The organism is Sphingomonas prati, assembly GCF_014643515.1.
Classification (GTDB): Bacteria; Pseudomonadota; Alphaproteobacteria; order Sphingomonadales; family Sphingomonadaceae; genus Sphingomonas_R; species Sphingomonas_R prati.
In genome coordinates, this window is record NZ_BMJP01000004.1 from 143,980 (window position 1) to 164,900 (window position 20,921).

Annotated in this window: 21 protein-coding genes; 9 read left to right on the top strand and 12 right to left on the bottom strand. The window is 67.8% G+C overall.

What is annotated here, in order from left to right; translation table 11 throughout:
• Window positions 1-33 precede the first annotated feature (33 nt).
• The gene (locus IEX50_RS12945; protein WP_157176366.1) at window positions 34-516 is read left to right on the top strand and encodes a pyridoxamine 5'-phosphate oxidase family protein; all 483 of its coding nucleotides are present in this window, start codon (window positions 34-36) and stop codon (window positions 514-516) included.
• Window positions 517-601: 85 nt separating this feature from the next.
• On the opposite strand, the gene IEX50_RS12950 is transcribed toward IEX50_RS12945, so the two are convergent.
• Together IEX50_RS12950 and IEX50_RS12955 are read right to left on the bottom strand one after the other, a co-directional pair.
• The gene (locus tag IEX50_RS12950; RefSeq protein ID WP_157176365.1) at window positions 602-2,149 is read right to left on the bottom strand and encodes a hypothetical protein; all 1,548 of its coding nucleotides are present in this window, start codon (window positions 2,147-2,149) and stop codon (window positions 602-604) included.
• Window positions 2,136-3,371, bottom strand: coding sequence for a polyhydroxyalkanoate depolymerase (locus IEX50_RS12955; RefSeq protein ID WP_157176364.1), 1,236 nt, complete (start codon window positions 3,369-3,371; stop codon window positions 2,136-2,138). The genes IEX50_RS12950 and IEX50_RS12955 overlap by 14 nt, the downstream gene beginning before the upstream one ends.
• A gap of 167 nt (window positions 3,372-3,538) precedes the next feature.
• On the opposite strand from IEX50_RS12955, the gene IEX50_RS12960 reads away from it, so the two are divergent.
• Window positions 3,539-5,305, top strand: coding sequence for an ABC transporter transmembrane domain-containing protein (locus tag IEX50_RS12960; protein WP_157176363.1), 1,767 nt, complete (start codon window positions 3,539-3,541; stop codon window positions 5,303-5,305).
• Between the two features lie 4 nt (window positions 5,306-5,309).
• Here the strand turns inward: IEX50_RS12960 and IEX50_RS12965 are convergent, their stop codons facing one another.
• Both IEX50_RS12965 and IEX50_RS12970 read right to left on the bottom strand, forming a co-directional pair.
• Window positions 5,310-5,570 carry a hypothetical protein gene (locus IEX50_RS12965; RefSeq protein WP_157176362.1) on the bottom strand — a complete coding sequence of 87 codons (261 nt, stop codon included), beginning with the start codon at window positions 5,568-5,570 and terminating at the stop codon, window positions 5,310-5,312.
• A gap of 140 nt (window positions 5,571-5,710) precedes the next feature.
• Entirely contained in the window at window positions 5,711-6,265 is a 555-nt protein-coding gene (locus IEX50_RS12970; RefSeq protein ID WP_157176361.1) for a TetR/AcrR family transcriptional regulator, read from the bottom strand.
• Between the two features lie 85 nt (window positions 6,266-6,350).
• Here IEX50_RS12970 and IEX50_RS12975 point away from each other — a divergent pair, with 85 nt between their 5' ends.
• A complete protein-coding gene (locus IEX50_RS12975; RefSeq protein ID WP_157176360.1) occupies window positions 6,351-7,094 on the top strand; it encodes an SDR family NAD(P)-dependent oxidoreductase in 744 nt (247 codons plus the stop codon).
• 285 nt (window positions 7,095-7,379) lie between these two features.
• Here the strand turns inward: IEX50_RS12975 and rpoN are convergent, their stop codons facing one another.
• On the bottom strand, window positions 7,380-8,870 hold the full coding sequence (gene rpoN / locus IEX50_RS12980; RefSeq protein WP_157176359.1) for an RNA polymerase factor sigma-54: 1,491 nt from the start codon (window positions 8,868-8,870) through the stop codon (window positions 7,380-7,382).
• Between the two features lie 27 nt (window positions 8,871-8,897).
• Entirely contained in the window at window positions 8,898-9,671 is a 774-nt protein-coding gene (gene lptB / locus IEX50_RS12985) for an LPS export ABC transporter ATP-binding protein (protein WP_157176358.1), read from the bottom strand.
• A 222-nt stretch (window positions 9,672-9,893) separates the two neighbouring features.
• Here lptB and IEX50_RS12990 point away from each other — a divergent pair, with 222 nt between their 5' ends.
• The gene (locus IEX50_RS12990) at window positions 9,894-10,841 is read left to right on the top strand and encodes a hypothetical protein (RefSeq protein WP_157176357.1); all 948 of its coding nucleotides are present in this window, start codon (window positions 9,894-9,896) and stop codon (window positions 10,839-10,841) included.
• Between the two features lie 392 nt (window positions 10,842-11,233).
• Here IEX50_RS12990 and IEX50_RS12995 read toward each other — a convergent pair whose 3' ends face one another.
• Genes IEX50_RS12995 through IEX50_RS13005 form a run of 3 tightly spaced genes read right to left on the bottom strand, consistent with a single transcriptional unit; the run spans window position 11,234 to window position 12,985 of the window.
• Window positions 11,234-11,731, bottom strand: a complete 498-nt coding sequence (locus tag IEX50_RS12995; RefSeq protein ID WP_157176356.1) for an LptA/OstA family protein — start codon at window positions 11,729-11,731, stop codon at window positions 11,234-11,236.
• A 5-nt stretch (window positions 11,732-11,736) separates the two neighbouring features.
• On the bottom strand, window positions 11,737-12,375 hold the full coding sequence (lptC, locus tag IEX50_RS13000) for an LPS export ABC transporter periplasmic protein LptC (RefSeq protein ID WP_157176355.1): 639 nt from the start codon (window positions 12,373-12,375) through the stop codon (window positions 11,737-11,739).
• Window positions 12,368-12,985, bottom strand: a complete 618-nt coding sequence (locus IEX50_RS13005) for a ribonuclease D (protein ID WP_157176354.1) — start codon at window positions 12,983-12,985, stop codon at window positions 12,368-12,370. The genes lptC and IEX50_RS13005 overlap by 8 nt, the downstream gene beginning before the upstream one ends.
• A gap of 264 nt (window positions 12,986-13,249) precedes the next feature.
• Between IEX50_RS13005 and IEX50_RS17750 the strand changes: the two genes are divergently transcribed.
• The 3 genes from IEX50_RS17750 (at window position 13,250) to IEX50_RS13020 (ending at window position 15,652) form a co-directional block, all read left to right on the top strand.
• The gene (locus IEX50_RS17750) at window positions 13,250-14,146 is read left to right on the top strand and encodes a cold-shock protein (RefSeq protein WP_157176353.1); all 897 of its coding nucleotides are present in this window, start codon (window positions 13,250-13,252) and stop codon (window positions 14,144-14,146) included.
• A 254-nt stretch (window positions 14,147-14,400) separates the two neighbouring features.
• Complete coding sequence (locus tag IEX50_RS13015) at window positions 14,401-15,216, top strand: glutaminyl-peptide cyclotransferase (RefSeq protein WP_157176352.1); 816 nt, start codon at window positions 14,401-14,403, stop codon at window positions 15,214-15,216.
• Window positions 15,217-15,310: 94 nt separating this feature from the next.
• On the top strand, window positions 15,311-15,652 hold the full coding sequence (locus IEX50_RS13020; protein WP_157176351.1) for a PilZ domain-containing protein: 342 nt from the start codon (window positions 15,311-15,313) through the stop codon (window positions 15,650-15,652).
• 18 nt (window positions 15,653-15,670) lie between these two features.
• On the opposite strand, the gene IEX50_RS13025 is transcribed toward IEX50_RS13020, so the two are convergent.
• The 3 genes from IEX50_RS13025 to IEX50_RS13035 all read right to left on the bottom strand — a co-directional run bounded on the left by IEX50_RS13025 (window position 15,671) and on the right by IEX50_RS13035 (window position 19,396).
• Complete coding sequence (locus IEX50_RS13025; protein WP_157176350.1) at window positions 15,671-17,272, bottom strand: cisplatin damage response ATP-dependent DNA ligase; 1,602 nt, start codon at window positions 17,270-17,272, stop codon at window positions 15,671-15,673.
• A 319-nt stretch (window positions 17,273-17,591) separates the two neighbouring features.
• Complete coding sequence (locus tag IEX50_RS13030; RefSeq protein ID WP_157176349.1) at window positions 17,592-18,500, bottom strand: alpha/beta fold hydrolase; 909 nt, start codon at window positions 18,498-18,500, stop codon at window positions 17,592-17,594.
• The gene (locus IEX50_RS13035) at window positions 18,497-19,396 is read right to left on the bottom strand and encodes a pirin family protein (protein ID WP_157176348.1); all 900 of its coding nucleotides are present in this window, start codon (window positions 19,394-19,396) and stop codon (window positions 18,497-18,499) included. The genes IEX50_RS13030 and IEX50_RS13035 overlap by 4 nt, the downstream gene beginning before the upstream one ends.
• A 147-nt stretch (window positions 19,397-19,543) precedes the next feature.
• Here IEX50_RS13035 and IEX50_RS13040 point away from each other — a divergent pair, with 147 nt between their 5' ends.
• Window positions 19,544-20,323 carry an OmpA family protein gene (locus IEX50_RS13040; protein ID WP_157176347.1) on the top strand — a complete coding sequence of 260 codons (780 nt, stop codon included), beginning with the start codon at window positions 19,544-19,546 and terminating at the stop codon, window positions 20,321-20,323.
• 121 nt (window positions 20,324-20,444) lie between these two features.
• Window positions 20,445-20,813: a PRC-barrel domain-containing protein gene (locus tag IEX50_RS13045; RefSeq protein WP_157176346.1), complete on the top strand. Its 369-nt coding sequence runs from the start codon at window positions 20,445-20,447 to the stop codon at window positions 20,811-20,813.
• Window positions 20,814-20,921 lie beyond the last annotated feature (108 nt).

Below are 20,921 nucleotides of genomic sequence, written 5' to 3' on the forward strand. Positions count from 1 at the left end.
GTTCTCCCTCCAAACCCAGCAAGGAGAGCCACCATGGCCGACGACGCAAGCATCGAAGCCCGTTTCTGGAAAGACCTGAAGGCCAGCCCGTTCGTCATGCTCGGCGTCGAGGGCACCCGCGACGGCCATACCCAGCCGATGACCGCGCAGTTCGAAGGCGAGTCCGGCCCGATCTGGTTCTTCGCGACCAAGGACAACGGTCTGACCAAGGCGCTGTCCGAATCGAACCGCGCGATCGCAACCTACACCGGCAAGGGTCACGACCTGTTCGCCAGCATCCATGGAACGCTGTCGGTCGACACCGACCGCGAGAACGTCGACCGCCTGTGGAGCCCGCAGGTCGAGGCCTGGTACAAGGGCGGCAAGGCCGATCCCAACCTCGCGCTGCTCCGTCTCGATACCGAGCGGGCCCGGCTCTGGCTCGGCGGCTCCTCGTTCGGCGCCGCGATCGAACGGCTGGTCGGCAAGGATCCGAAGGACAGCTACAAGGACAATGTCGCCGAAGTGACGCTCTGATCGTCCTTCCCGACCGTCGCTAAGCAAAAGCGCCCGCCCCGCATCACCGCGGGGCGGGCGTTTCCTTATCCGATCGACCGGACGATCAAGCGGTCGGCACGCCCGAGCCGCCCGCCCGCGGGATCGCCCGCGGCTCCGCTGCCGGCCGCAACGCCTGCGGCAGGATCCGCGCCCGCTTCTCGAACGCTGCGGCCACCGCCGGCCGCTTCAGGAACGCTGTCCACAGCGCGCGCAACCGCGACCCGTTGCGCACCCACAACGCATCGTCCGGCTGGAACTGGTCCGCGATCATCGCCGCCCCGTCCGCCGTCGCCAGCGTCGCAACCGCGACCTTCTCCGCGTCACCATCCTCCTTCGCGCACAACGACGCCTCGATCGCCGCCGCCGGATTGTCGTCCGGCTTTGCCCGCAGCGCCGCGGTCACGACCTTCGCCTCGCCCGCCCGACCCAGCGCCGCCAGCGAACACGCCTCGGTCCGGCGCAGCCATGCCGCACCCCACGGGCTCAGCGCCGGCCCGCCCAGCGTCAGCCCGGCCCGCGCGGCGGTCAGCGCGTCGGCCGCGCGGTCCGCCTCGTCCAGCGTCTCGGCCAGCGCGATCATCCCCGACACCGCGACCGGCGTCCGTGCGAAGTCCAACGTCGCGAACGGCTGCAACCGGGCGATCGCCGCCGCCCGCCCGCCGGTCATGCCCAGCGCCTGCGCATCGAGCCGCACGGTCGACACCGCATCCTCGCCCATCCCGTTCGCCACCGCGACGCTCGCCGCCGTCTCGGACGCCTCGCGGTACCGGCCGAGCAGCACGAACGCGCGCACCGCGCCCAGCCGCGTCTGCAGATCGTCGGGTTGCGCCGCGAACGCCGCCAGCCGGTCAGCCGCGAACGCATCGATCGCGCGCCCCGACTGCGGCCCCATCTGCTCCTCAAGCTGCGGCCAGATCGGCGCGTGGTCGCGCAGGATCGCCAGCTCGAACAGCGACTCCGGCGATGTCACGCGCGGCAGGATCTGCCCTGCCTCGACCACCTCGCCGCGCCGCACCAGCACCGAAACCGCGGCCTCGGCCACGTCGCCGCGCAATTCGGGAAGGTCGGTCGGCTGCCAGTCCGCGCGCGCCAGTGCCACCGCGATCCGGTCGCGCAACGCGATGTCTTTCGACTCCGACAATGTCTGGTTGATCGCGCGCCACAACCGCCCGGAAATGCCGCTCAGCCCGTCCGGCGTCTTCTCCGCCAGCACCGCGAGCTGTTCGCCCGCGCCCTTCATGTCGCCCGCGTCCGCCGCGATCAGGATGCCGAACCCGCGCACGATCGGGTTCGTCGGGTCCGCCTTCACCAGCTCGGCCTGCACCGCGGCCAGCTCGCCACCGCGCCCCGCCGGCGCGAGACAATTCAGCCGCAGCAACTGGACCGCGTTCCGGTCCGCACCCGGCGCAAGCCCCGGCACGACCGGATCGAGCCGCGCCAGCAACCCGGCGCAGTCACCCTTCTGGCCCAGCGCATAGGCCTCCGTGATCGCGGTCCGCACGTCGCCAGCCGGCTTCGCCACCCCCGCCTGCGGCACCGGCACCGGAACCGCCCCCGCCGCCGTCCCGCACAGGATCAGCGCCAGGAACGCCGCCCGGTCAGCGCGCATCATGCGCGACGATCCATCCCTCGACCACCGGTGCGATGACGTCGCGCCACCGCCGCCCGTTGAAGATCCCGTAATGCCCGACCCCCTCGGCCATCAGATATTTGCGATGCTCCTCCGGCAATGCGGTCGCCAGCGTCAGCGCCGCCTTGGTCTGCCCGATGCCGGAGATGTCGTCGCGCTCCCCCTCGATCGCCAGCAGACCAATGTCGGTGATCGCACCCGGGTCCACGCGCCGCCCGCGGTGAAAGTACTCGCCCTTCGGCAGGGCGTGCTGCTGAAACACCAGGTCGATCGTCTGGAGGTAGAATTCCGCGCTCATGTCGCAGACCGAGCGATATTCGTCGTAGAACGCCTTGCTCGCATCCGCGCTGTCGCCGTCGCCCGCGACCAGATGCTTGAACATGTCAAAATGGCTGACGAGGTGGTTGCCCAGGTTCATCGCCATGAACCCGGTCAGCTGCAGGAAGCCCGGATACACGCGCCGTCCGCCGCCCGGATAATAATAAGGCACCGTGGCGATCACATTCTGTTCGAACCACGCATGCGGCCGCTGCGTCGCGACCGTGTTGACGCTCGTCGGCGCCTCGCGCGTGTCGACCGGCCCGCCCATCATGGTCAGCGTCGCCGGCCGCGCCGGATGCTGGTCGGCGGACATCAGCGCGGCTGCCGCATAGGCCGGCACGGACGGCTGGCAGACCGCCAGCACGTGCGCACGCCCCGACCCGTCGGCGCTCATCGTCTCGAGGAACTGCACCAGATAATCGACATAATCGTCCAGATCGAACGTCCCGTCGCTCAGCGGCACCAGCTTCGCATCGCGCCAGTCGGTGATGTGCACGTCGTGCCCCGGCAACATCCGCTCCACCGTCCCGCGCAGCAACGTCGCATAATGGCCCGACATCGGCGCGACGATCAGCAGCTTGGGCGCACCCTCCACGCCCTCGCGCCGGAACCGCTTCAGCTGCCCGAACGGCAGGCGCAGCACGATCTCCTCGGTCACCGCGACCTCGCGCCCGTCGACCACCGTCTTGTCGAGCCCGAATGCCGGCTTGCCGTAGGTCGCCGACGCATGCGCGAACACGTCGAAGCCCGACGCCACCACCGGCCCGAACTTCGTATGGGCCATCGGGTTGACCGGATTGGCCATCCATTCGGCACCCAGCGTGGCCAGCGCACTGGCTCCGGCCATCATCGTCCGCTGCATCTCGTAGGCGGCGTAAAGCATCAGGCATCCTCACATCGGCGGTCGCCCGTCCGGACGATCAACACATCAACGCCGGATACACGCATTTGATGCACCGCACCACAGACGGCCCCCGGGCACCTCTGTCCGATTGTCCCAGTCTCGAACGTCGCGCTTACCGCCCTGTCGGCTTCATGCTAGGCGGCGGCATGGACAAGCCCGACGTCGCCCCCGCCCGCAAGATCGGCTCGCTGCTGCTGGTCTGGCGGTTCGCCACCGTCTACAAGGGGCACCTTGCCGCCGCGATCCTCGCGCTCATCGTGGCCGCCGCCGCGACGCTCGCGATCCCGAGCGGGTTCAAGCTCGTCATCGACCGCGGCTTCTCCGCCGGCACCGGCGATATCGGCCGCTATTTCCAGTATCTCCTGCTGATCGTCGCGGTGCTCGCCGCCGCCACCGCGCTGCGCTTCTACTTCGTCTCCTGGCTCGGCGAACGGGTCGTCGCCGACGTCCGCACCGCGACGCAGCGCAACCTGCTCGCGCTCGCCCCGCGCTTCTTCGAGGAGAACCGCCCATCCGAAATCGCCTCGCGGCTCACCGCGGACACCTCGATCATCGAACAGGTCGTCGGCACCACCGTTTCGGTCGCGCTCCGCAACATCGTCGTCGGCATCGGCGGCATCATCTACCTCCTCACGCTCGCGCCGAAACTCACCGCCATGCTGCTGCTGGGCATCCCGTTCGCGATCCTGCCGATCGTGTTCATGGGCCGCCGCGTCCGCATCCTGTCGCGCTCGACGCAGGACCGGATCGCCACCGTCGGCACGATCGTCGCCGAAACCCTGGGCGCGATGAAGATCGTCCAGGCATTCGGCCAGGAAAAGCGCGAGGGCGACCGCTTCGCCACCGCGGTGGAGGACGCGTTCGAGGTGTCGCGCCGCCGCATCCGGCTGCGCGCGATCATGACCGCGATCGTCATCCTCGTCATCTTCGGGTCGATCGTGCTCATCATGTGGCAGGGTGCGCTCGATGTCGCCGCCGGCCGCATTTCCAGCGGCACGATCGCCGCGTTCGTCTTCACCGGTGGCCTCGTCGCCGGAGCATTCGGCGCGCTGACCGAGGTGTACGGCGACCTGCTGCGCGGCGCGGGTGCCGCCGGCCGCATCGCCGAACTGCTGTCCGAAGTGCCCGAGATCCGCGCGCCGGCGAACCCCGTGCCGCTCCCCACCCCGTCGCAGGGCCGGCTCGCGTTCGACCGCGTCTCGTTCCGCTACCCGACCCGGCCGGAGGTGAAGGCGCTCGACGACTTCACGCTCGCGATCCGCCCCGGCGAAATGGTCGCGCTGGTCGGTCCCTCGGGTGCCGGCAAGTCGACCATCTTCCAACTGGCGCAGCGTTTCTACGATCCGGGCGAGGGCACCGTGTCGATCGACGGCGTCGCGCTCCCCGCCACCGACCCCGCCATGATCCGCGACCGCATCGCCATGGTGCCGCAGGAAACGGTGATCTTCGCCGCTTCCGCCCGCGACAATCTCCGCTACGGCCATTGGGATGCGGACGACGCGGCACTCTGGTCCGCCGCCGAAACCGCGAACGCCGCCGAATTCCTCCGCGCGCTGCCCGACGGGCTCGATACTTATCTCGGCGAGGGCGGCGCGCGGCTGTCCGGCGGCCAGCGCCAGCGGCTCGCCATCGCCCGCGCCGTCCTGCGCGACGCCCCGCTGCTGCTGCTCGACGAGGCGACCTCCGCGCTCGACGCCGAATCCGAACGCCATGTGCAGCAGGCGCTCGAACGGCTGATGGCCAACCGCACCACGCTCGTCATCGCGCACCGCCTCGCCACGATCCGCATGGCCGACCGCATCGTCGTGATGGACGGCGGCCGCATCGTCGAACAGGGGACGCACAGCGAACTGATCGGCGGCGGCGGCCTCTACGCCCGCCTCGCCCGCCTCCAGTTCGACGACGCCGCCTGACAACTCAGGCGGGCGTCGCCACCACCTCCACGACCTCGAACGCGTAGCTCCGCCACCCGCGCATCTTCGCCGCATCCGCCGCCGCGGCGCGCTTGCCTTTCGCCTCTGCCAGCGACTTGGCATGCCCCCAGAACACTTCCGTCTTGTCCCCCTCCAGCACCGCCACGATCCGCCAATAATGTGTGAACGGCATCCCCGTCGGCCCGATCGTCTTGACCGTCCCATCCGGCAACGTCGCCGTCAGATACTGCTTCCGCTTCGCCATGATTACGCCCCGTCATCTTAGCGATCGATCCCGTTCGCAAGCGTCCGCTCCTGTTCGATCGTTTTCCGTTCGATGAACGAGGCCAGTGACAAGCCCGGACTCCGTGGAAATCGTCGTCCGGCAATCGCAGTCTCGAACGTTCAGCGGCTCGTAATCCCGCCGAATAGCAGGTCGACCAGGTGAACGACCCGCGTTCGTGACGACACGTCCTGTTCGACGGCCAGCGAAATGGCAATCACAACACAAATCAAATCGTCGAACGTGATGTCGTGACGGATAGCGGCGACGTCCTGCCCGCGGCCGAGCAAGCGCTGGCCTTCCTCTTTTATCGCATTGCAACCCGGAGTACCGCACTGAAGGACAGTCCCGAGCGAGGCCGCAAGGCTTTGATAGATGCTCGTGTTCAGAACCAGTTCTTCAAGAAAGGCGCGGATGGCTTGTTCCGGACTGAGCGTCGCGTCCCGCGCACGACTAGCTTCGGCGAGTGCCAGGAACCGCGCGTTGCTGGTTTCCGCCAGCAGAGCTTCGCGTGTCGGAAATCGGCGGTACAATGTGCCGATCCCGACGCCTGCACGCTTGGCCACATCTTCCAGCGGAACGCCCGCTCCCCGCTCGCGGAAAGCCTGCTCGGCGGCGGCCAGGATACGCTCCCGGTTCTGCCTCGCATCCAGGCGCAGCACGGATTTGTCGGCCAAGTTTTTTCCTGTCTTCGCTTGTTAAGTGGAGAGTGCCTCCATAAAGAAAGTGGAGCAATCCTCCACTTAAGCGAGAAGGTAACCAATGACGAAGCGATTCGAGAACAAGGTTGTCGTGATCACCGGCGGTAGCGACGGGATCGGGCTGGCGACCGCAAAGCTTTTCGCCGGGGAAGGCGCGTTCGTGTACATCACGGGCCGTCGGCAGGAACCGCTCGATGCAGCGGTGGCCGAAATCGGTAATGGCGCCATCGGCGTGCCCGGAAACGTTGCCGATCGAGGGGATATCAATCGGCTGTACGAGCGGATCCGAGCCGATCACGGCCGGGTCGATGTCGTCTTCGCGAATGCCGGTATTCACGAGATCGTCGGGCTCGATGACATCGACGAAGCCCATTTCGATCTCATGTTCAACGTGAACGTCAAAGGCATGATCCTGACCGTTCAAGAGGCGCTGCCGCTCATGACGGAGGGCAGCACCATCGTCCTGACCGGCTCGATCGCTGGCAGCAAGGGCCTGCCCGGTCAATCGCTTTACAACGCCAGCAAGGCGGCAGTCCGATCGTTCGCGCGCAGTTGGACGACCGATCTCAAGGACCGTGGCATCCGGGTCAACGTCGTCTCGCCCGGCGGCACGGAAACACGGATGATCCGCAACTATCTCGATGAGCGGCCCGGTGCGGAGGATATGCTCAATCAAGCTGTTCCGCTCGGGCGATTGGGCCAGACCGATGAGGTCGCACGCGCCGTACTGTTCCTGGCATCCCGTGACAGCAGCTTCGTTGCCGGCCACGAACTCTTCGTCGACGGTGGTGTCGCTGCCGTCTGAACGGCCTGAATTATCGACGACAACCCACAAGAGCTGATCGGCCAACTCTCCGGGCGGAGCGCTGTCATTCTTACTCAAGCCAAGCAAGCAACGAGAGTGATGCGTTACGACCCGGATTGGCGGACATCGGCCAGCGGTGTATCCGGATCATGCGAGCCTCCTCACGCGGCAGGCCGGGCGGTGAACCGCAACCGGGTGGAGCGGATCTGGCGGCGCGCGCAACCTGATTGATTACAGGTTACCCAAACGAAAGTCCCGTCGTCTCCGGCAAACGCCACCGGAGCGCTACCCACCCAAAGCCTTCTGCCGCCGCCGCTGCACGCTCGACCCCAGCCCGATCGCCTCGCGATATTTGGCCACCGTGCGCCGCGCGATGTCGAATCCGCGGGCCTTCAGCAGGTCGACCAGTGCGTCGTCGGACAGCACCGCTGCGCCCTCCGCGGCGATCAGCCGGCCGATCGCGTCCTTCACCGCCTCCGCCGACGCCGCCTCGCCGCCGTCCGCCGACTGGATGCCGCTGGTGAAGAAGTATTTCAGCTCGAACAGCCCGCGTTCGCAGCTTAGATACTTGTTCGACGTCACTCGGCTGATCGTCGATTCGTGCATCCCGATCGCATCCGCCACGGTGCGCAGCGTCAACGGGCGTAGATGCGTCACCCCGTGGCGGAAGAACGCCTCCTGCTGCTGCACCAGTTCGGTCGCCACCTTCACGATCGTCCGCGCGCGCTGGTCGAGCGCCTTCACCAGCCAGTTCGCGCTCGCCACGCATTCCGCCAGCCACGCCTTCGACGCCTTGTCCTGCACGCCCCCCGACAGCTCGACATAGTAGCTGCGGTTCAGCAGCACGCGCGGCAACGTCGCGCTGTTCAGCTCGATCGCCCAGCCGGCCCCGCGCCGCGCGACGAAGATGTCCGGCGACACCGCCTCGATCCGTCCCCCGCCAAACCGCAGCCCCGGCTTCGGATCGTAGCGCCGCAGCTCGCGGATCATGTCCGCCAGATCCTCGTCGTCGACGCAGCACAGCCGCCTCAACTGCGCCATCGATCCGCGCGCGACCAGGTCCAGGTTCGCGATCAGCGCGGCCATGCACGGGTCGTACCGATCCGCCTCGCGCGCCTGCAACGCCAGGCACTCCGCCAGCCCGCGCGCCGCGACCCCGGTCGGCTCAAGCCCCTGCAACACGCCCAGCACGCGCTCGACCGCCGCGACCGGCAGCCCGAGCTGCTCGGCCACCTCCTCGATCCGCCCGGTCAGATATCCCGCCTCGTCGATCAGGTCGATCAGGTGCCCCGCGACGATCAGCTCCGTCCCCGCCAGCACCATCCCGGCCTGCGCCATCAGGTGATCGTGCAGCGACAGGTCCGCAACCAGCGTCGCCTCATACCCATCGCCATCCGCCGCCAGCCCCGCGCCCGACCGCGTGCCGTCCATCCCCAGCGCACCGTCCATGCCCGGACCTGCATCGGTCGGCCCGTCGTGGATGAAGGTCTCGGCATCGTAATCGACGTCGAGCGGCTGGTCCGCGGCCCCCTCGCCCGCCGCGATCAACTGGTCCGCGGTCGCCGGCTCCGTGCTCTCGACGGCCACCGCCTCACGCTCGGGCGCATCGCCCTCCTCGGGCCCAGCCTCCAGCAGCGGATTCTTCTCCAGTTCCTCGGCGATGAACCCTTCGATCTCCAGGTTCGACAGCGCGAGCAGCTTGATCGCCTGCTGCAACTGCGGCGTCATCACCAGCGAGTGCGACTGGCGCAGGTCCAGTCGCGGCGCCAGGCTCATGACGTGGCGGGCCCCCCAGCCATCCCGCTAGAGCGCGAAGCTCTCGCCGAGATACAGCCGGCGCACATTCTCGTCCGCCACCAGCGCCTGCGGACTGCCCTGGAACAGCACCTTGCCGTCATAGATGATGCAGGCGCGGTCGACGATGTCGAGCGTCTCGCGGACATTGTGGTCGGTGATCAGCACGCCGATGTCGCGCCGCTTCAGGTCCTTTACCAGATCGCGGATGTCGGCAATCGAGATCGGGTCGATGCCCGCGAACGGTTCGTCCAGCAGCATGATCGACGGGTCCGCCGCCAGCGCGCGCGCGATCTCGCACCGCCGCCGCTCGCCGCCCGACAACGCCATCGCCGGCGAATCGCGCAGCCGCCCGATGTGGAATTCCTCCAGCAGCGTCTCCAGCTTCGCCGCGCGCGCCGCCTTGTCCGGCTCGGCCAGTTCCAGCACCGCCATGATGTTCTGCGCCACGGTCAGCCCGCGGAAGATCGACGTCTCCTGCGGCAGATACCCAAGCCCCAGGATCGCGCGGCGGTACATCGGCAGCCCGGTGATATCCTCGCCGTCCAGCAGGATGCGTCCCGCGTCCGGCTTCACCAGCCCCATGACGGAATAGAAGCACGTCGTCTTGCCCGCACCGTTCGGCCCGAGCAGCCCGACCACCTCGCCACGCGCCACGTCCAGCGACACGTCCGACAACACCTGCCGCCGGTCGTACGACTTGGCGATCGACACGATCGACAACCCGCGCGCCACCGCATGGCCATCGCTGCTCGCATCCGCCAGGATCAGTGTCTCGCTCATCCCCGCTGCCTAGCGGAGGCGAAGCGCGCCGACAATCGCTTGGTGTGTCCCCACGGCCGGTCGGTCTGGAACGTGGACGCAGGACCGGGCGTGCTAGATACACGACCTGGAGATTCGCATCTTGTGGGCAGCCGTAGACAACCGCAAGGAATCAACCGGTTATTATTGCGTCCCCAGGCCACAGGCCTCAAAAGCCTATGTAACGCAGCATGAGAAGAACCCATGGTATCGTCGCATCGCCACAAGTGGTTCAGCTCGATCCTGCTCTTCATCGGCATGATCTTTGGGCAGCCTGCACTCGCGGCAACGACGTCCGTCCGGATCCTGCCCGACGTAGTCTGCGAGGTGAGCGAGGGCGACGACATTCGCGTCTGCGGGTCGCGCATCGAGCGGGAAGACGTGCTTCGCCTTCACCAACTGGTCGTCTGCATCATAAAGAATCAGGGAGTGTCCAGCAGCGCCGCCGTCACTGCCTATATCCGTACCGGAGACATGGCGCGGTTCCGGTCCGTTTTCGCGTCGAACTGGGCATGCTCATCTGCTCGTGGCCTGCGGGTTACGGCCGCTCTACTTGCCGGCGCGTTTGCCGAGGCATTGCTCGACCGACCGATGCTGTCGCGTTTGGCCAAGGGCCAGGGCGGAGAAGCGCCCGCATCGTCTGCGATCCTGCCGTCGGACACGCTGCTCCACTGTGTCATGCGAACCGGACGCGTCCAAGCGGCGACGTTCCTCCGGTCACAGCCCTATTCGCGTCAGGAGCGGTCCGCGGCCATGGCGCTGGGTGAAAGGCTTCAAGGGTGCGTGACGACCGGCGATACGATCCGGACGAGTGTGCCACTGCTGAGGTCGATGACTGCGCTGACCTTTTTCGCCGAGAAAATGGCCCCGGTCGAGCGAACAGCGCCCCTGATCGATCAAGCGCAAACGGAGCGCGACGCTCGGCTGAAAAGCTCGCCGCCGATCGCGCCTCCCGTCCTCGCTATACGCAACAGCGCTCTGCTCAAGACACCCGTGCTTTCCATCGGGCGCGTTGACGATCTGGCGGCGACCCCGGATCTCGGTGGTTACCGACACCAATCACCCGACCTGCCGACCGAACCGGATATCGCGGACGTGATGGCGCGCGACGCGGCGCCACCGATCGATCCCGACACCGGCGAGCCGCTGTAGCCGGCATCGCCGGGCATATCAGGAGCGCGATAGCGACACGCTACTCGCACGAAGCTCCCCGTCCGCCGCGAACCCCGATCGAAAGCGATCCCGCCGAGCAATCCAGCCGACGGGCGTTACCGCGCCCTGTTCGCCGGGCAGCATCCGGAAGCTTTGCATTATGTAAACAACGACGGAAATCGGGCCGGGTTGGTGATGCACAACACCAGTGCGTTCACCTGGCGTAGGCCCAACGGATCAGCCTCGCTGGCGCCGTTTGTTCGCACCCGTCGAAGACGATGTGCCCGTTTCCTAACAAATCCTGACCAAACGGGTCCAAGAGTGAATAACTCCACAGAACGCGGCGGAATGTAGCGCTAGAGTGACAGCTGTTCAAAACCCGACGGAAGACGCTACTTCCGGTCCGGCACCGTAAAGCGCCCGGTCACTCGCCCGCCCTGCGCGCCGCCGTCGACGTTGGCGCGGCCGGAGGTCAGGTCGTACACCAGCCGCTGGCTGCGGACCTGATTGCCGCCCTGCCGGGTCAGCACGACGCCGCCCAGCATCGTGATCACGCGCTTGTTCAGGTCGTAGATCGCGAACTGGCTGCGCGCGGTTTCGGTCGGTGCGGTCACCGTCACGCCGCCGCTCGCATCCAGCCGCTGGATCTGCGGATTGCCGGCCACCGTCAGATACGTGATCGTCGCGCGGTCCGACGTCAGTTTCAGGTTCCCCTGCACCACGCGGACATTCCCGTTCAGCACGGCGCGCCCGTCGCGGCTGGCCAGCGTCCCCGAGTCGGACGTCACGTCGATCGGCCCGCTCGTATCGAGCCCGGCCAGTCCGGTAGAGGTCTGCGCCAGCGCGGCCGTGCCGAACAGGATCAGGACGGGGGCGAGGATGCGGATCATGGCCGTCACTTGGCCTCACGCCGGGGGATTTGCAACCGGACACCTTGGGTCAACGTCACGACGCGCGTATTCAGGTCGCCGGTCATGTGCCCGCCCTGGAACGTGCCCAGCTCGCCCTTGCCGTCCACCGCACCGCCCGATGCAATCTTGCGCGTCTTCAGGTCCACCGTCACGTCGCGCGTCTGCATCCGGTATCCGTTGGCCCCGCTGAACAGCACCTGCCCGTCGATCGCGACCCGTTCCGTATCCATGTCGTAGCGCCCTTTGCGCGCCACGATCGTCGCGGGGCCGTCGTCCAGCGCGATCCGCGCCGACAGGTCGTCCATCCGCACCACCGGATCTCGCGACGTCTGCTGCACAGCGGACGCCGCGCGCAGCTGGAACGGCTGGCCCTTCGCGTCCTGCCCGCGGTAGTTCGCCTCGGTCACACGCATCCGCTCGCGCGCCACATCGACGCGGTCCTTGGCCAACACGAAGCTCACGTCCCGCCCGCCCAGCAGCGGCGCCACCGCCAGCAGCACGAACAGCGCCGCGATCGCAATCGGCAACGCGATGCGCAGCAGGCCGATCAGCCGGTCGTGGCTGCCGCCGCGCGCCGCCCATTGCTGGCGCTTGCTCCGTGCCTGGGCGCCTGCTTCAGACATGGGCGAAGATATCGACCTCCGCCCAGCCGGCGATGTCCAGCGCGGCACGCGTCGGCAAGAAGTCGAAGCACGCCTGCGCCAGGCCCATCCGCCCCTCGCGTTCCAGCCGAACGTCCAGCTTCGCCTTCATCGCGTGCAGGAACCGCACGTCGGACGCGGCATAATCCTTCTGCGCATCGCTCAGGTCGGGTGCGCCCCAGTCGGACGACTGCTGCTGCTTGCTGATGTCCTGCCCCAGAAGCTCGCGCACCAACTCCTTCAGCCCGTGCCGGTCGGTATAGGTGCGGATCAGCTTCGACGCGATCTTGGTGCAGTAGATCGGCGCCGCCGTCACCTCGAGATAGTAGCGGATCGCCGCCACGTCGAACCGCGCGAAATGATACAGCTTCAGCCGTTCCGGATCGGCCAGCACCGCGCGAAGGTTGGGCGCCGCATAGTCGCTGTCCGGGGCGAACCGCACCAGATGCTCGTCGCCGCCCCCGTCGGAGATCTGGAGCAGGCACAACCGGTCGCGCGGCGTCATCAACCCCATCGTCTCGGTATCGACCGCAACGGGCCCGGGGGCGAGCACGCCGGCCGGAAGATCTTCTTCATGGAAATGGACTGTCATAGATCAGCGCATAGGCGGTGCCGGACGCGGGCTCAATCGCAAAGCGCGGGCACGGCGCGATGCCGGACGGGATGGCAACCGAGCTACAGGGCAAAATCGATCCACCCCGGCACCGCACCACTCCGGCGAAACGACTCGCCGTGGGCACCGAAATACTTTATGGCGATTCTTTGGCACGGCCTTGGCTCGTGCTGGACAGTGCGTACGCCTCGCCCGGCGTGCATGCTATTCACTGCAGGGGCGACCGGGAAAGATTTACTAGGCATGAGTTTCGATCGAGGACGGCGCGGGCAGCGCGGCGACAAAGGCAAGGGTAACTTCGGCGGCGACGATAGCAGCAGCTACGGCGGCGGCAGTTCCTACGGCGGCGGCGGCGGTTACGGCGGCGGCGGCGGCGGTGGCGGCTACGGCGGTGGCGGTGGCGGTGATCGCTTCGGCGGCGGCGGCAGCTCCTACGGTGGCGGCGGCGATCGTTTCGGCGGTGGCAACAGCGGCGGCGGCGGCGGTTACGGCGGCGGTGGCGGCGGTGATCGCTTCGGCGGCGGCGGCGGTGGTTTCCGCGGCGGTGCCGGCGGCGGCGGCGGTGCCCGTGGCGGCATGCCCGCCCAGGTGATCGGCGAAGGCAAGGGCGTCGTTAAGTTCTTCAATGGTCAGAAGGGCTTCGGCTTCGTCGTCCGTGATGATGGCGGCGAAGACGTGTTCGTGCACATCTCGGCGGTCGAGCAGGCAGGCCTCACCGGTCTGGCCGAAGGTCAGCCGCTCGAGTTCACGCTCGTCGACCGCGGCGGCCGCGTCTCCGCGACCGACCTGAAGATCGACGGCGAGCCGATGCCGGTGACCGAGGACCGCGGCCCGCCGCGCGATCGCGATGCCGGTGGCATGGGCGCCCCCCGCGGCGCGCCCGCCGGTGGTGCCGGTGCCGGTGGCCCGCAGCGTCAGCTGACGGGCGAAAAGGCCAGCGGCACGGTCAAGTTCTTCAACGCGATGAAGGGCTTCGGCTTCATTCAGCGCGACGATGGACAGCCGGACGCATTCGTCCACATTTCGGCCGTCGAACGTGCCGGCATGACCAACCTCAACGAAGGCGACCGGCTCGAATTCGAGTTGGAGGTCGACCGTCGCGGCAAGTACGCCGCGGTGAACCTCACCTCGCTCGCCTAACCCTGGCCCGCATCCGCGGTGCCGAACAAAGCCCGGTCCTCCCCACGGAGGGCCGGGTTTTTGCTGTTGGCCGTCCCGGACGCCCACCCCGGGCAGGGATGACGACGAGCCAAGCGAACAGCTCCCTGGCGCGGGCCGGGACCTGGATGCTCCCCCTCATCACACCCCGCATCCCGACCCCCACAACAAACACTTCCCTCCCGCCTCTACCGCGCCGATAACGCGCCCTCTTTCCCGGTCACGGAACCCGCCGCATGCGTCTGCTGTTCTGCCTGCTCCCCCTGCTGGGCGCCTCGCTGGCCTGCTCGGCGACCCCACCCGCACCCGCTCTGGAGGACCGGCCCGTCGATACCGCCCTCCCATCCGACGCGGCGCCCGCACCGATCGTCGTCCCCACGGTCGTCGCACGCTACCCGCACGACACCGGTGCCTTCACGCAAGGGCTGCTCTGGCATAACGGGTCGTTCTACGAGAGCACCGGTCAGGTTGGCCAATCCCAGATCCGCCACGTCCGGCTGGCCGACGGCAAGGTGCTGCAAAGCGCGGCCGTGCGCGCCGACGTGTTCGGCGAAGGCATGGCGCTCTGGAAGAACGACCTCGTCAGCCTCAGCTGGCAGAACGGCACCGGCTGGCGCTGGGACCGCGCGACGCTGCGTCAGAAGTCCGAATTTCGCTACCTCGGCGAAGGCTGGGGCCTGACGCAGGACGGCCGCCGCCTGATCCTGTCCGACGGCACATCCGAACTGCGCTTCCTCGATCCCGTGACGTTCGCCGAACAGGGCCGCATCCGCGTCACCGCCAACGGCCGGCCGGTCCTCAACCTCAACGAACTGGAATATGTGAAGGGCGAGATCCTCGCCAATGTCTGGCAGACCGCGATGATCGCGCGGATCGATCCCTCCACCGGCCGCGTGAAGGGCTGGCTCGACCTGCGCAGCCTCGTCGCGCAGGTGCCGGTCACCGATCCCGACGCGGTGCTGAACGGGATTGCCTATGACGCGACAAAGGACCGGCTGTTCGTCACCGGCAAATACTGGCCGTCGCTGTTCGAGATTCGCATTCCGAATTGACCGCGTCTCCGGCGTTAAACCCCGGATCGCAACTCTATGTTAACGCTATGGCGATGTTTCGCGGTGTAGTCCGGAGTACGAAAGGACTATGCCGATGACCGAATCCGCCGCCGTTGACGCCGCCAGCGCCGTGCCATCCACCGACGAATCGCACACGCCACGCCGCACCGAACGCACCCCGGCGGACTTCCCGGTTTCGTTGCGCCGCCAAGGTCTGCAACGCTTCTCGGTCCGGCTGGTCGACCTGTCGCCCGGCGGCTTCTGTACGGAGGTCGATGATCCGCCGCGCGTCGGCACCACGCTCTGGCTCACGCTCCCCGGCCTCGCCCCCATGATGGCGCGCGTTGCCTGGGCCACCGGGTTCCGCATCGGCGCGGAATTCACGACGCCGATGCACCCGTCCGTCCTGCAATCCGTCATCGACCGGAACAGCTGAGCGGCCCCCAGGGCGCTGCTAGCCGATCATCCGGCGCAGCGTGTCGATCCGGTCCGCCTCCGCCGCCGGTTTATCGCGCCGGATCCGGCTGATCCGCGGAAACCGCATCGCCAGCCCCGACTTGTGCCGCTTCGACTCGTGGATCGAATCGAACGCGACCTCCAGCACCAGCGTCTTCTCCACTTCGCGCACCGGCCCGAACCGCCCCGTCGTGTTGGTCCGCACGAACTTGTCGAGCCACTTCAGCTCTTCGTCTGTGAACCCGGAATACGCCTTGCCGACCGGCAGCAACTCGCCCTCCTCGGTCCAGCATCCGAACGTATAGTCGGAATAGAAGCTCGATCGCTTGCCCGACCCACGCTGCGCATACATCATCACGCAGTCGCAGCTCAGCGGATCGCGCTTCCACTTGTACCACATGCCCGCGCGCCGCCCGCCGACATACGGACTGTCGCGACGCTTCAGCATCACCCCCTCGATCGCCGCATCGCGCGACGTCGCGCGGATCTCCTCCAGCGCGGTGAAGTCCGCCGCATCGATTACCGCCGACAGGTCGAACCGGTCCGGGTCGAGCGCCCCCGCAAACGCCTCCAGCCGCGCACGCCGCTCGGTCCACGGCAGCGCGCGGACATCTTCCGTCCCGTCGAGCAGGATGTCGTACACCCGCACGAACGCCGGATAATCCGCCTGCATCTTGGCCGACACCAGCTTGCGCCCCAGCCGTTGCTGCAATGCATTGAAACTGGCCGCCCCGCCGCCATCCTCCAGCGTCCCGCCCTGATGCGCACCCTTGACCAGCAGCTCGCCGTCCAGCGCGCCGTCATGCCGCACCGCCGCCGCCACGTCCGGGAAACTGCCGGTGATGTCATCGCCCGCCCGGCTGTACAGCCGCGTCTGCCCCGCGGTCCGCACGATCTGCACGCGGATGCCGTCCCACTTCCACTCCGCGACATAGTCCGCCATGTCGACGATCGCGTCCTCCAGCGGATGGGCGAGCATGAACGGCCGGAACACCGGCACGTCGGCCGGCGTCGGCTGCTCCCCGCGCCCCTCCGCCCACGCGAACAGCGCGGCGTAAGGCGGGTCGATCCCGTGCCAGATCTCCTCGACCGCATCGACATCCAGCCCGAACCCGTTCGCCAGTGCGGTCTTGGCCAGCCGCGCCGACACGCCGACCCGCAGGCCGCCGGTCGCCAGTTTCAGCAGGGCGTAACGCCCCGACGAATCGAGATGGTCGAGCATCCCCGCGATCGCGCGCGGTCCCTCCACCCGGTTCAGGCTCCGCAACCGCTCGATCACCGCCGCGAGGCCAAGCGATCCGTCGTCGATTTCCGCCGGCTCCCCCGCCGGCGCGGGCCACAACAGCGCCACCGTCTCGGCTGTATCGCCCACATAGTCACGGCTCATCCGGAACAGGACCGGATCGACCCGCTCCTCCACCAGCGCCCGGATCGCCGCCGACTTCACCGCCGGAATATCGAGATCGCCCGTCAGCGCCGCCATCGCCCACCCGCGATCCGGGTCCGGCGTCGCCCGCAGATAATCCGCGATCAGCTTCAGCTTCGCATTACGCGACCGCGTATAAACCAGACTGTCGAGAAGCTGAGAAAACGCCCGCATCCCCGCACAACGACCCGACACGCCTCCGGGTCCGACGGCGTGTGCGAGAGTGGTGCATCACCCAGATCCGTTCGGTTCGAGCCTGTCGAGAACTCGCGCTACCCCCCCAACCCCGCCCATCCCGAGCGAAGTTGAGGCCCTTTCGAGCGAAGCCGAGAAGCCGACAGCGCCCCAAGGACGATGCTCGGAACCCATTCCAAACCGTTCATCCTGAGTAGGGACTGAACGAAGTCGAAGGCCCGTATCGAAGGATCAGTCCCGCCCGCGAAGCCATGCTTCGATACGAGCCTTCGCTACGCGCAGGAGCGCTACTCGGTCTCTACTCGGCACGAACGGAACGCTGTCCCCGCCCAAACCACTCCCGCATCACCCCAGTCACCGCGTCCGGCGCCTCCCACGGCACGAAATGCCCCGCATCGATCCGCGCCACCGTCAGGTCGCGCACCACCGCATCCAGCCCGTCGAGCTGCGCCGCCAGCAACGCCCGGTCCCGCATCCCCCACACCACCAGCACCGGCATCTCCAGCGCCGGAAAAGCCGCATCCACCCAAGCCGGCCGGGCGAGAACCTCGTCCATCGCCGGCACCACGATCGGCGCCGCGCGGTACCAGTTCAGCATGCCCGTCAGCGCCCCCGGCTGGCCCCACTCTGCCAGATAGTCCGCCCGGTCCGCCGCCGTCACCCGCGCCGGATCGACGTGTGGCGCGAAACTCCGGTCGAAGAACCCGTCCAGCCCCATCTCCGCGACCCGCGCCTCGATCCCCGGATCGCGGAACGCGCGGATATACTGGCTTGCCGCGCGCTGCGCCGGATCGTCGATCAGCGCGCGCTGGAACAGCAGCGGATGCGGTGCATTGGCGATCACCAGCCGTTCGACCCGGTCGGGATGGCGCAACGCCGTCGCCCAGCCGACCGCCCCGCCCCAGTCATGCGCCGCCAGCGTGAACCGCCCGATCCCCAGCGCATCGGCCAACGCAACGACATCCGCCACCAGCCGGTCGATGCCATAGTCCGCCACCGCCTCCGGCTTCGAAGATCCCGCATAGCCCCGCTGGTCCGGCGCCACGCAGTAATGGTCCGCCGACAACGCCGCGATCTGGTGCCGCCACGTCCGATGCGACTCCGGAAACCCATGCAGGAACAGGATCGCCGGCGCCCCCGGATCGCCCTCAACCGCGACGTCGAGCGACACCCCGGTCGACAGCGCGATCCGCCGCAACGCGCTCACGGATAGCTGACCGTATTCGGCACCGGCGGGATCGGGATATATTCCGGATCACCCGGCACGGTCGCGAACTTGCCGGCGGTCCAGTCAGCCCGCGCCTGGCGGATCCGCTCCTGCGACGACGACACGAAATTCCACCACACATGGCGCGGCGTCGCAAACGCCCCGCCACCGGCCAGCATCACGCGCGCGCCGCCGCTCGACTTCAACGTCGCGGTGATCCCCGGGCGCAGCACGATCAGCGCCATCTTGGCCAGCGGCCGCCCGTCGATCGTCGCCTCCCCCTCGACCAGGTACAGCCCGCGCTCGTCGGCGTCGGCATCGATCGGTACCTGCCCGCCCGGCTCCAACGCGATGTCGGCATAGATGGTCGGCGCATGCGCGGTGACCGGCGATGTCTGCCCCCACAGCGTCCCCATGATCACCGTCGCGCGCGCGCCACTGTCGCCGAACACCGGCAGCGCGTCGGCCGCGATATGCTGGAACGCCGGGTCGATCTCCTCCCGCCCGTCGGGCAGCGCCAGCCACGTCTGGATCCCCGACAGCGGCGGCCCCTTGGCACGCTCCAGGATCGGCGACCGTTCGGAATGGACGATGCCCGTCCCCGCGGTCATCAGGTTCACCGCACCCACCCCGATCGTCTGCACGGTGCCCAGCGAATCGCGATGATCGATCGCCCCGTCGAACAGATAGGTGACCGTGCTCAGCGCGATATGCGGGTGCGGCCGCACGTCGATCCCCTCGCCCTGCGGCAGGTGCGCCGGCCCCATCTGGTCGAAGAACACGAACGGCCCGACCATCGTCCGCTCCTTGTGCGGCAATGTGCGATGGACCTTGAACCCGCCCAGATCGTGCGTGACGGGCAGCAGCGTCTGCAACACCGTGTCTTCGTTCTGCATCGCGGCTCTCCTGTTGATCATCAGCCTAACCCGGAACGGCAAATCGCTCCACCCGCCGCATGAACGGCAGGTAACATCATCACTCATCGCGGGTTCAACGCACCCGGCCGAAAGGAGCCGCATATTCGAACAGGAGCAAGACCGATCATGACCTTCACGCGCACGATATTGACCACCACCCTCGCCGCCCTGACGCTGGCCGCGGTCCCTGCGTCGGCATCCGCGCAGGACCGTTTCGACTTCGGCGGCGGCCGGCGCGGCGAACGCGACATCCTGCTCCAGGGCAACGGCGTGCCGATCCTCTACCCCGAACTCAGCGAGACCAACCGCGGCCGCGCCTTCGTCCTCCGCAATTTCGACCGCAACGACGACGGCCGCATCAACCGGCGCGAGGCGGACGACGCCAACGCCGCCTTCGCGCGCATCGCCGGTCAGAACCGCCGCCGCTTCGACTGGGATTCCCGCGACGTCGTGGTCGCCGTGCCGGTCGCACCGCAGGGCGGCGGCTGGGATCGCCGCGGCATGCGCGACTACCGCATGAAGCAGACCCGCTATGGCGCCACGCTCGTGCTGCAGGACGTGCTGTTCCGCACCGGCAGCGCCGAACTGCGCCCCGGTGCCGAGGCGCGGCTCCGTCCGCTCGCCGGCTATCTGCGCGCGAACCGCAACGTCCGGGTCCGGATCGACGGCCACACCGATTCGGTCGGCGCCGCCGCCGCGAACCAGCAGTTGTCGGAACGCCGCGCCAGCACGGTTCGCCAGGCGCTCGGCACGATGGGCGTCGAACGCGATCGCTTCCGAGTCCAGGGCTTCGGCGAAACCACGCCGGTTGCAACCAACGCCACCGCCGCGGGCCGTCAGCTCAACCGCCGCGTCGAAGTGACGTTGATCGGGCAGCAGGCGCGCAGCTTCGACTATCGCGACTGATCGGGGATACCGGGCGGCCCGTCGATCGCTGGTTTCTTCGCGGCGGGTCGTGCAGGATCGGGGTCGGGGGGAACACCCCAACCCCGAAAGGGTTGACGCCCCGAAACCCAGGAGACCGCGCATGACCCAGCCCCTCGACCTTCCCGCCGAAGACGTCGATTTCCTGATCTCCTCGCACAAGGTGGACGGCACGCCCGTCCGCACGCGCGACGGTGTGGCGCTGGGCGCGGTGTCGACGTTCAAGATCGATCGCCGCACCGGCCAGGTCACCTATGTCGTGCTGCGCATCGGCGGTCTCCTTGGCATCGGCCAGACCTTCTATCCGGTGCCGTGGTCGGCGCTCACCTACGATGCCGAAAATGTGGGCTATGTCGTGTCGATCGACAAGAGACTGCTCGAAGGTGGGCCGAGCTTCAGCGGCAGCACCGAACCGGTGTTCGACCGCGCCTACGCGGGCCGCGTGTCGAGCTACTACGCCTCGGTCGCCTAACCGCAGTTTGTCAGGCGACGCGCGACTGTCGGCGTTTTTCGTTCCACGATACCGCCTCCCCTGTTACGCCGTTGAAATATGTTCTGGGAGGGGCGGTTGGACGACCTG

Excerpts from the sequence above, each read along its gene's own strand:
- IEX50_RS13040 (WP_157176347.1), top strand. The coding sequence starts at position 19,544 with ATGACCTTCACGCGCACGATATTGACCACCACCCTCGCCGCCCTGACG.
- IEX50_RS13025 (WP_157176350.1), bottom strand. The coding sequence starts at position 17,272 with ATGCGGGCGTTTTCTCAGCTTCTCGACAGTCTGGTTTATACGCGGTCG.
- IEX50_RS12950 (WP_157176365.1), bottom strand. The coding sequence starts at position 2,149 with ATGATGCGCGCTGACCGGGCGGCGTTCCTGGCGCTGATCCTGTGCGGG.
- IEX50_RS12965 (WP_157176362.1), bottom strand. The coding sequence starts at position 5,570 with ATGGCGAAGCGGAAGCAGTATCTGACGGCGACGTTGCCGGATGGGACG.
- IEX50_RS12995 (WP_157176356.1), bottom strand. The coding sequence starts at position 11,731 with ATGATCCGCATCCTCGCCCCCGTCCTGATCCTGTTCGGCACGGCCGCG.
- lptB (WP_157176358.1), bottom strand. The coding sequence starts at position 9,671 with ATGAGCGAGACACTGATCCTGGCGGATGCGAGCAGCGATGGCCATGCG.
- IEX50_RS17750 (WP_157176353.1), top strand. The coding sequence starts at position 13,250 with ATGAGTTTCGATCGAGGACGGCGCGGGCAGCGCGGCGACAAAGGCAAG.
- rpoN (WP_157176359.1), bottom strand. The coding sequence starts at position 8,870 with ATGAGCCTGGCGCCGCGACTGGACCTGCGCCAGTCGCACTCGCTGGTG.
- IEX50_RS12960 (WP_157176363.1), top strand. The coding sequence starts at position 3,539 with ATGGACAAGCCCGACGTCGCCCCCGCCCGCAAGATCGGCTCGCTGCTG.
- IEX50_RS13045 (WP_157176346.1), top strand. The coding sequence starts at position 20,445 with ATGACCCAGCCCCTCGACCTTCCCGCCGAAGACGTCGATTTCCTGATC.
- IEX50_RS13005 (WP_157176354.1), bottom strand. The coding sequence starts at position 12,985 with ATGACAGTCCATTTCCATGAAGAAGATCTTCCGGCCGGCGTGCTCGCC.
- IEX50_RS12975 (WP_157176360.1), top strand. The coding sequence starts at position 6,351 with ATGACGAAGCGATTCGAGAACAAGGTTGTCGTGATCACCGGCGGTAGC.
- lptC (WP_157176355.1), bottom strand. The coding sequence starts at position 12,375 with ATGTCTGAAGCAGGCGCCCAGGCACGGAGCAAGCGCCAGCAATGGGCG.
- IEX50_RS13015 (WP_157176352.1), top strand. The coding sequence starts at position 14,401 with ATGCGTCTGCTGTTCTGCCTGCTCCCCCTGCTGGGCGCCTCGCTGGCC.
- IEX50_RS13035 (WP_157176348.1), bottom strand. The coding sequence starts at position 19,396 with ATGCAGAACGAAGACACGGTGTTGCAGACGCTGCTGCCCGTCACGCAC.
- IEX50_RS12955 (WP_157176364.1), bottom strand. The coding sequence starts at position 3,371 with ATGCTTTACGCCGCCTACGAGATGCAGCGGACGATGATGGCCGGAGCC.
- IEX50_RS12990 (WP_157176357.1), top strand. The coding sequence starts at position 9,894 with ATGGTATCGTCGCATCGCCACAAGTGGTTCAGCTCGATCCTGCTCTTC.
- IEX50_RS12945 (WP_157176366.1), top strand. The coding sequence starts at position 34 with ATGGCCGACGACGCAAGCATCGAAGCCCGTTTCTGGAAAGACCTGAAG.
- IEX50_RS13020 (WP_157176351.1), top strand. The coding sequence starts at position 15,311 with ATGACCGAATCCGCCGCCGTTGACGCCGCCAGCGCCGTGCCATCCACC.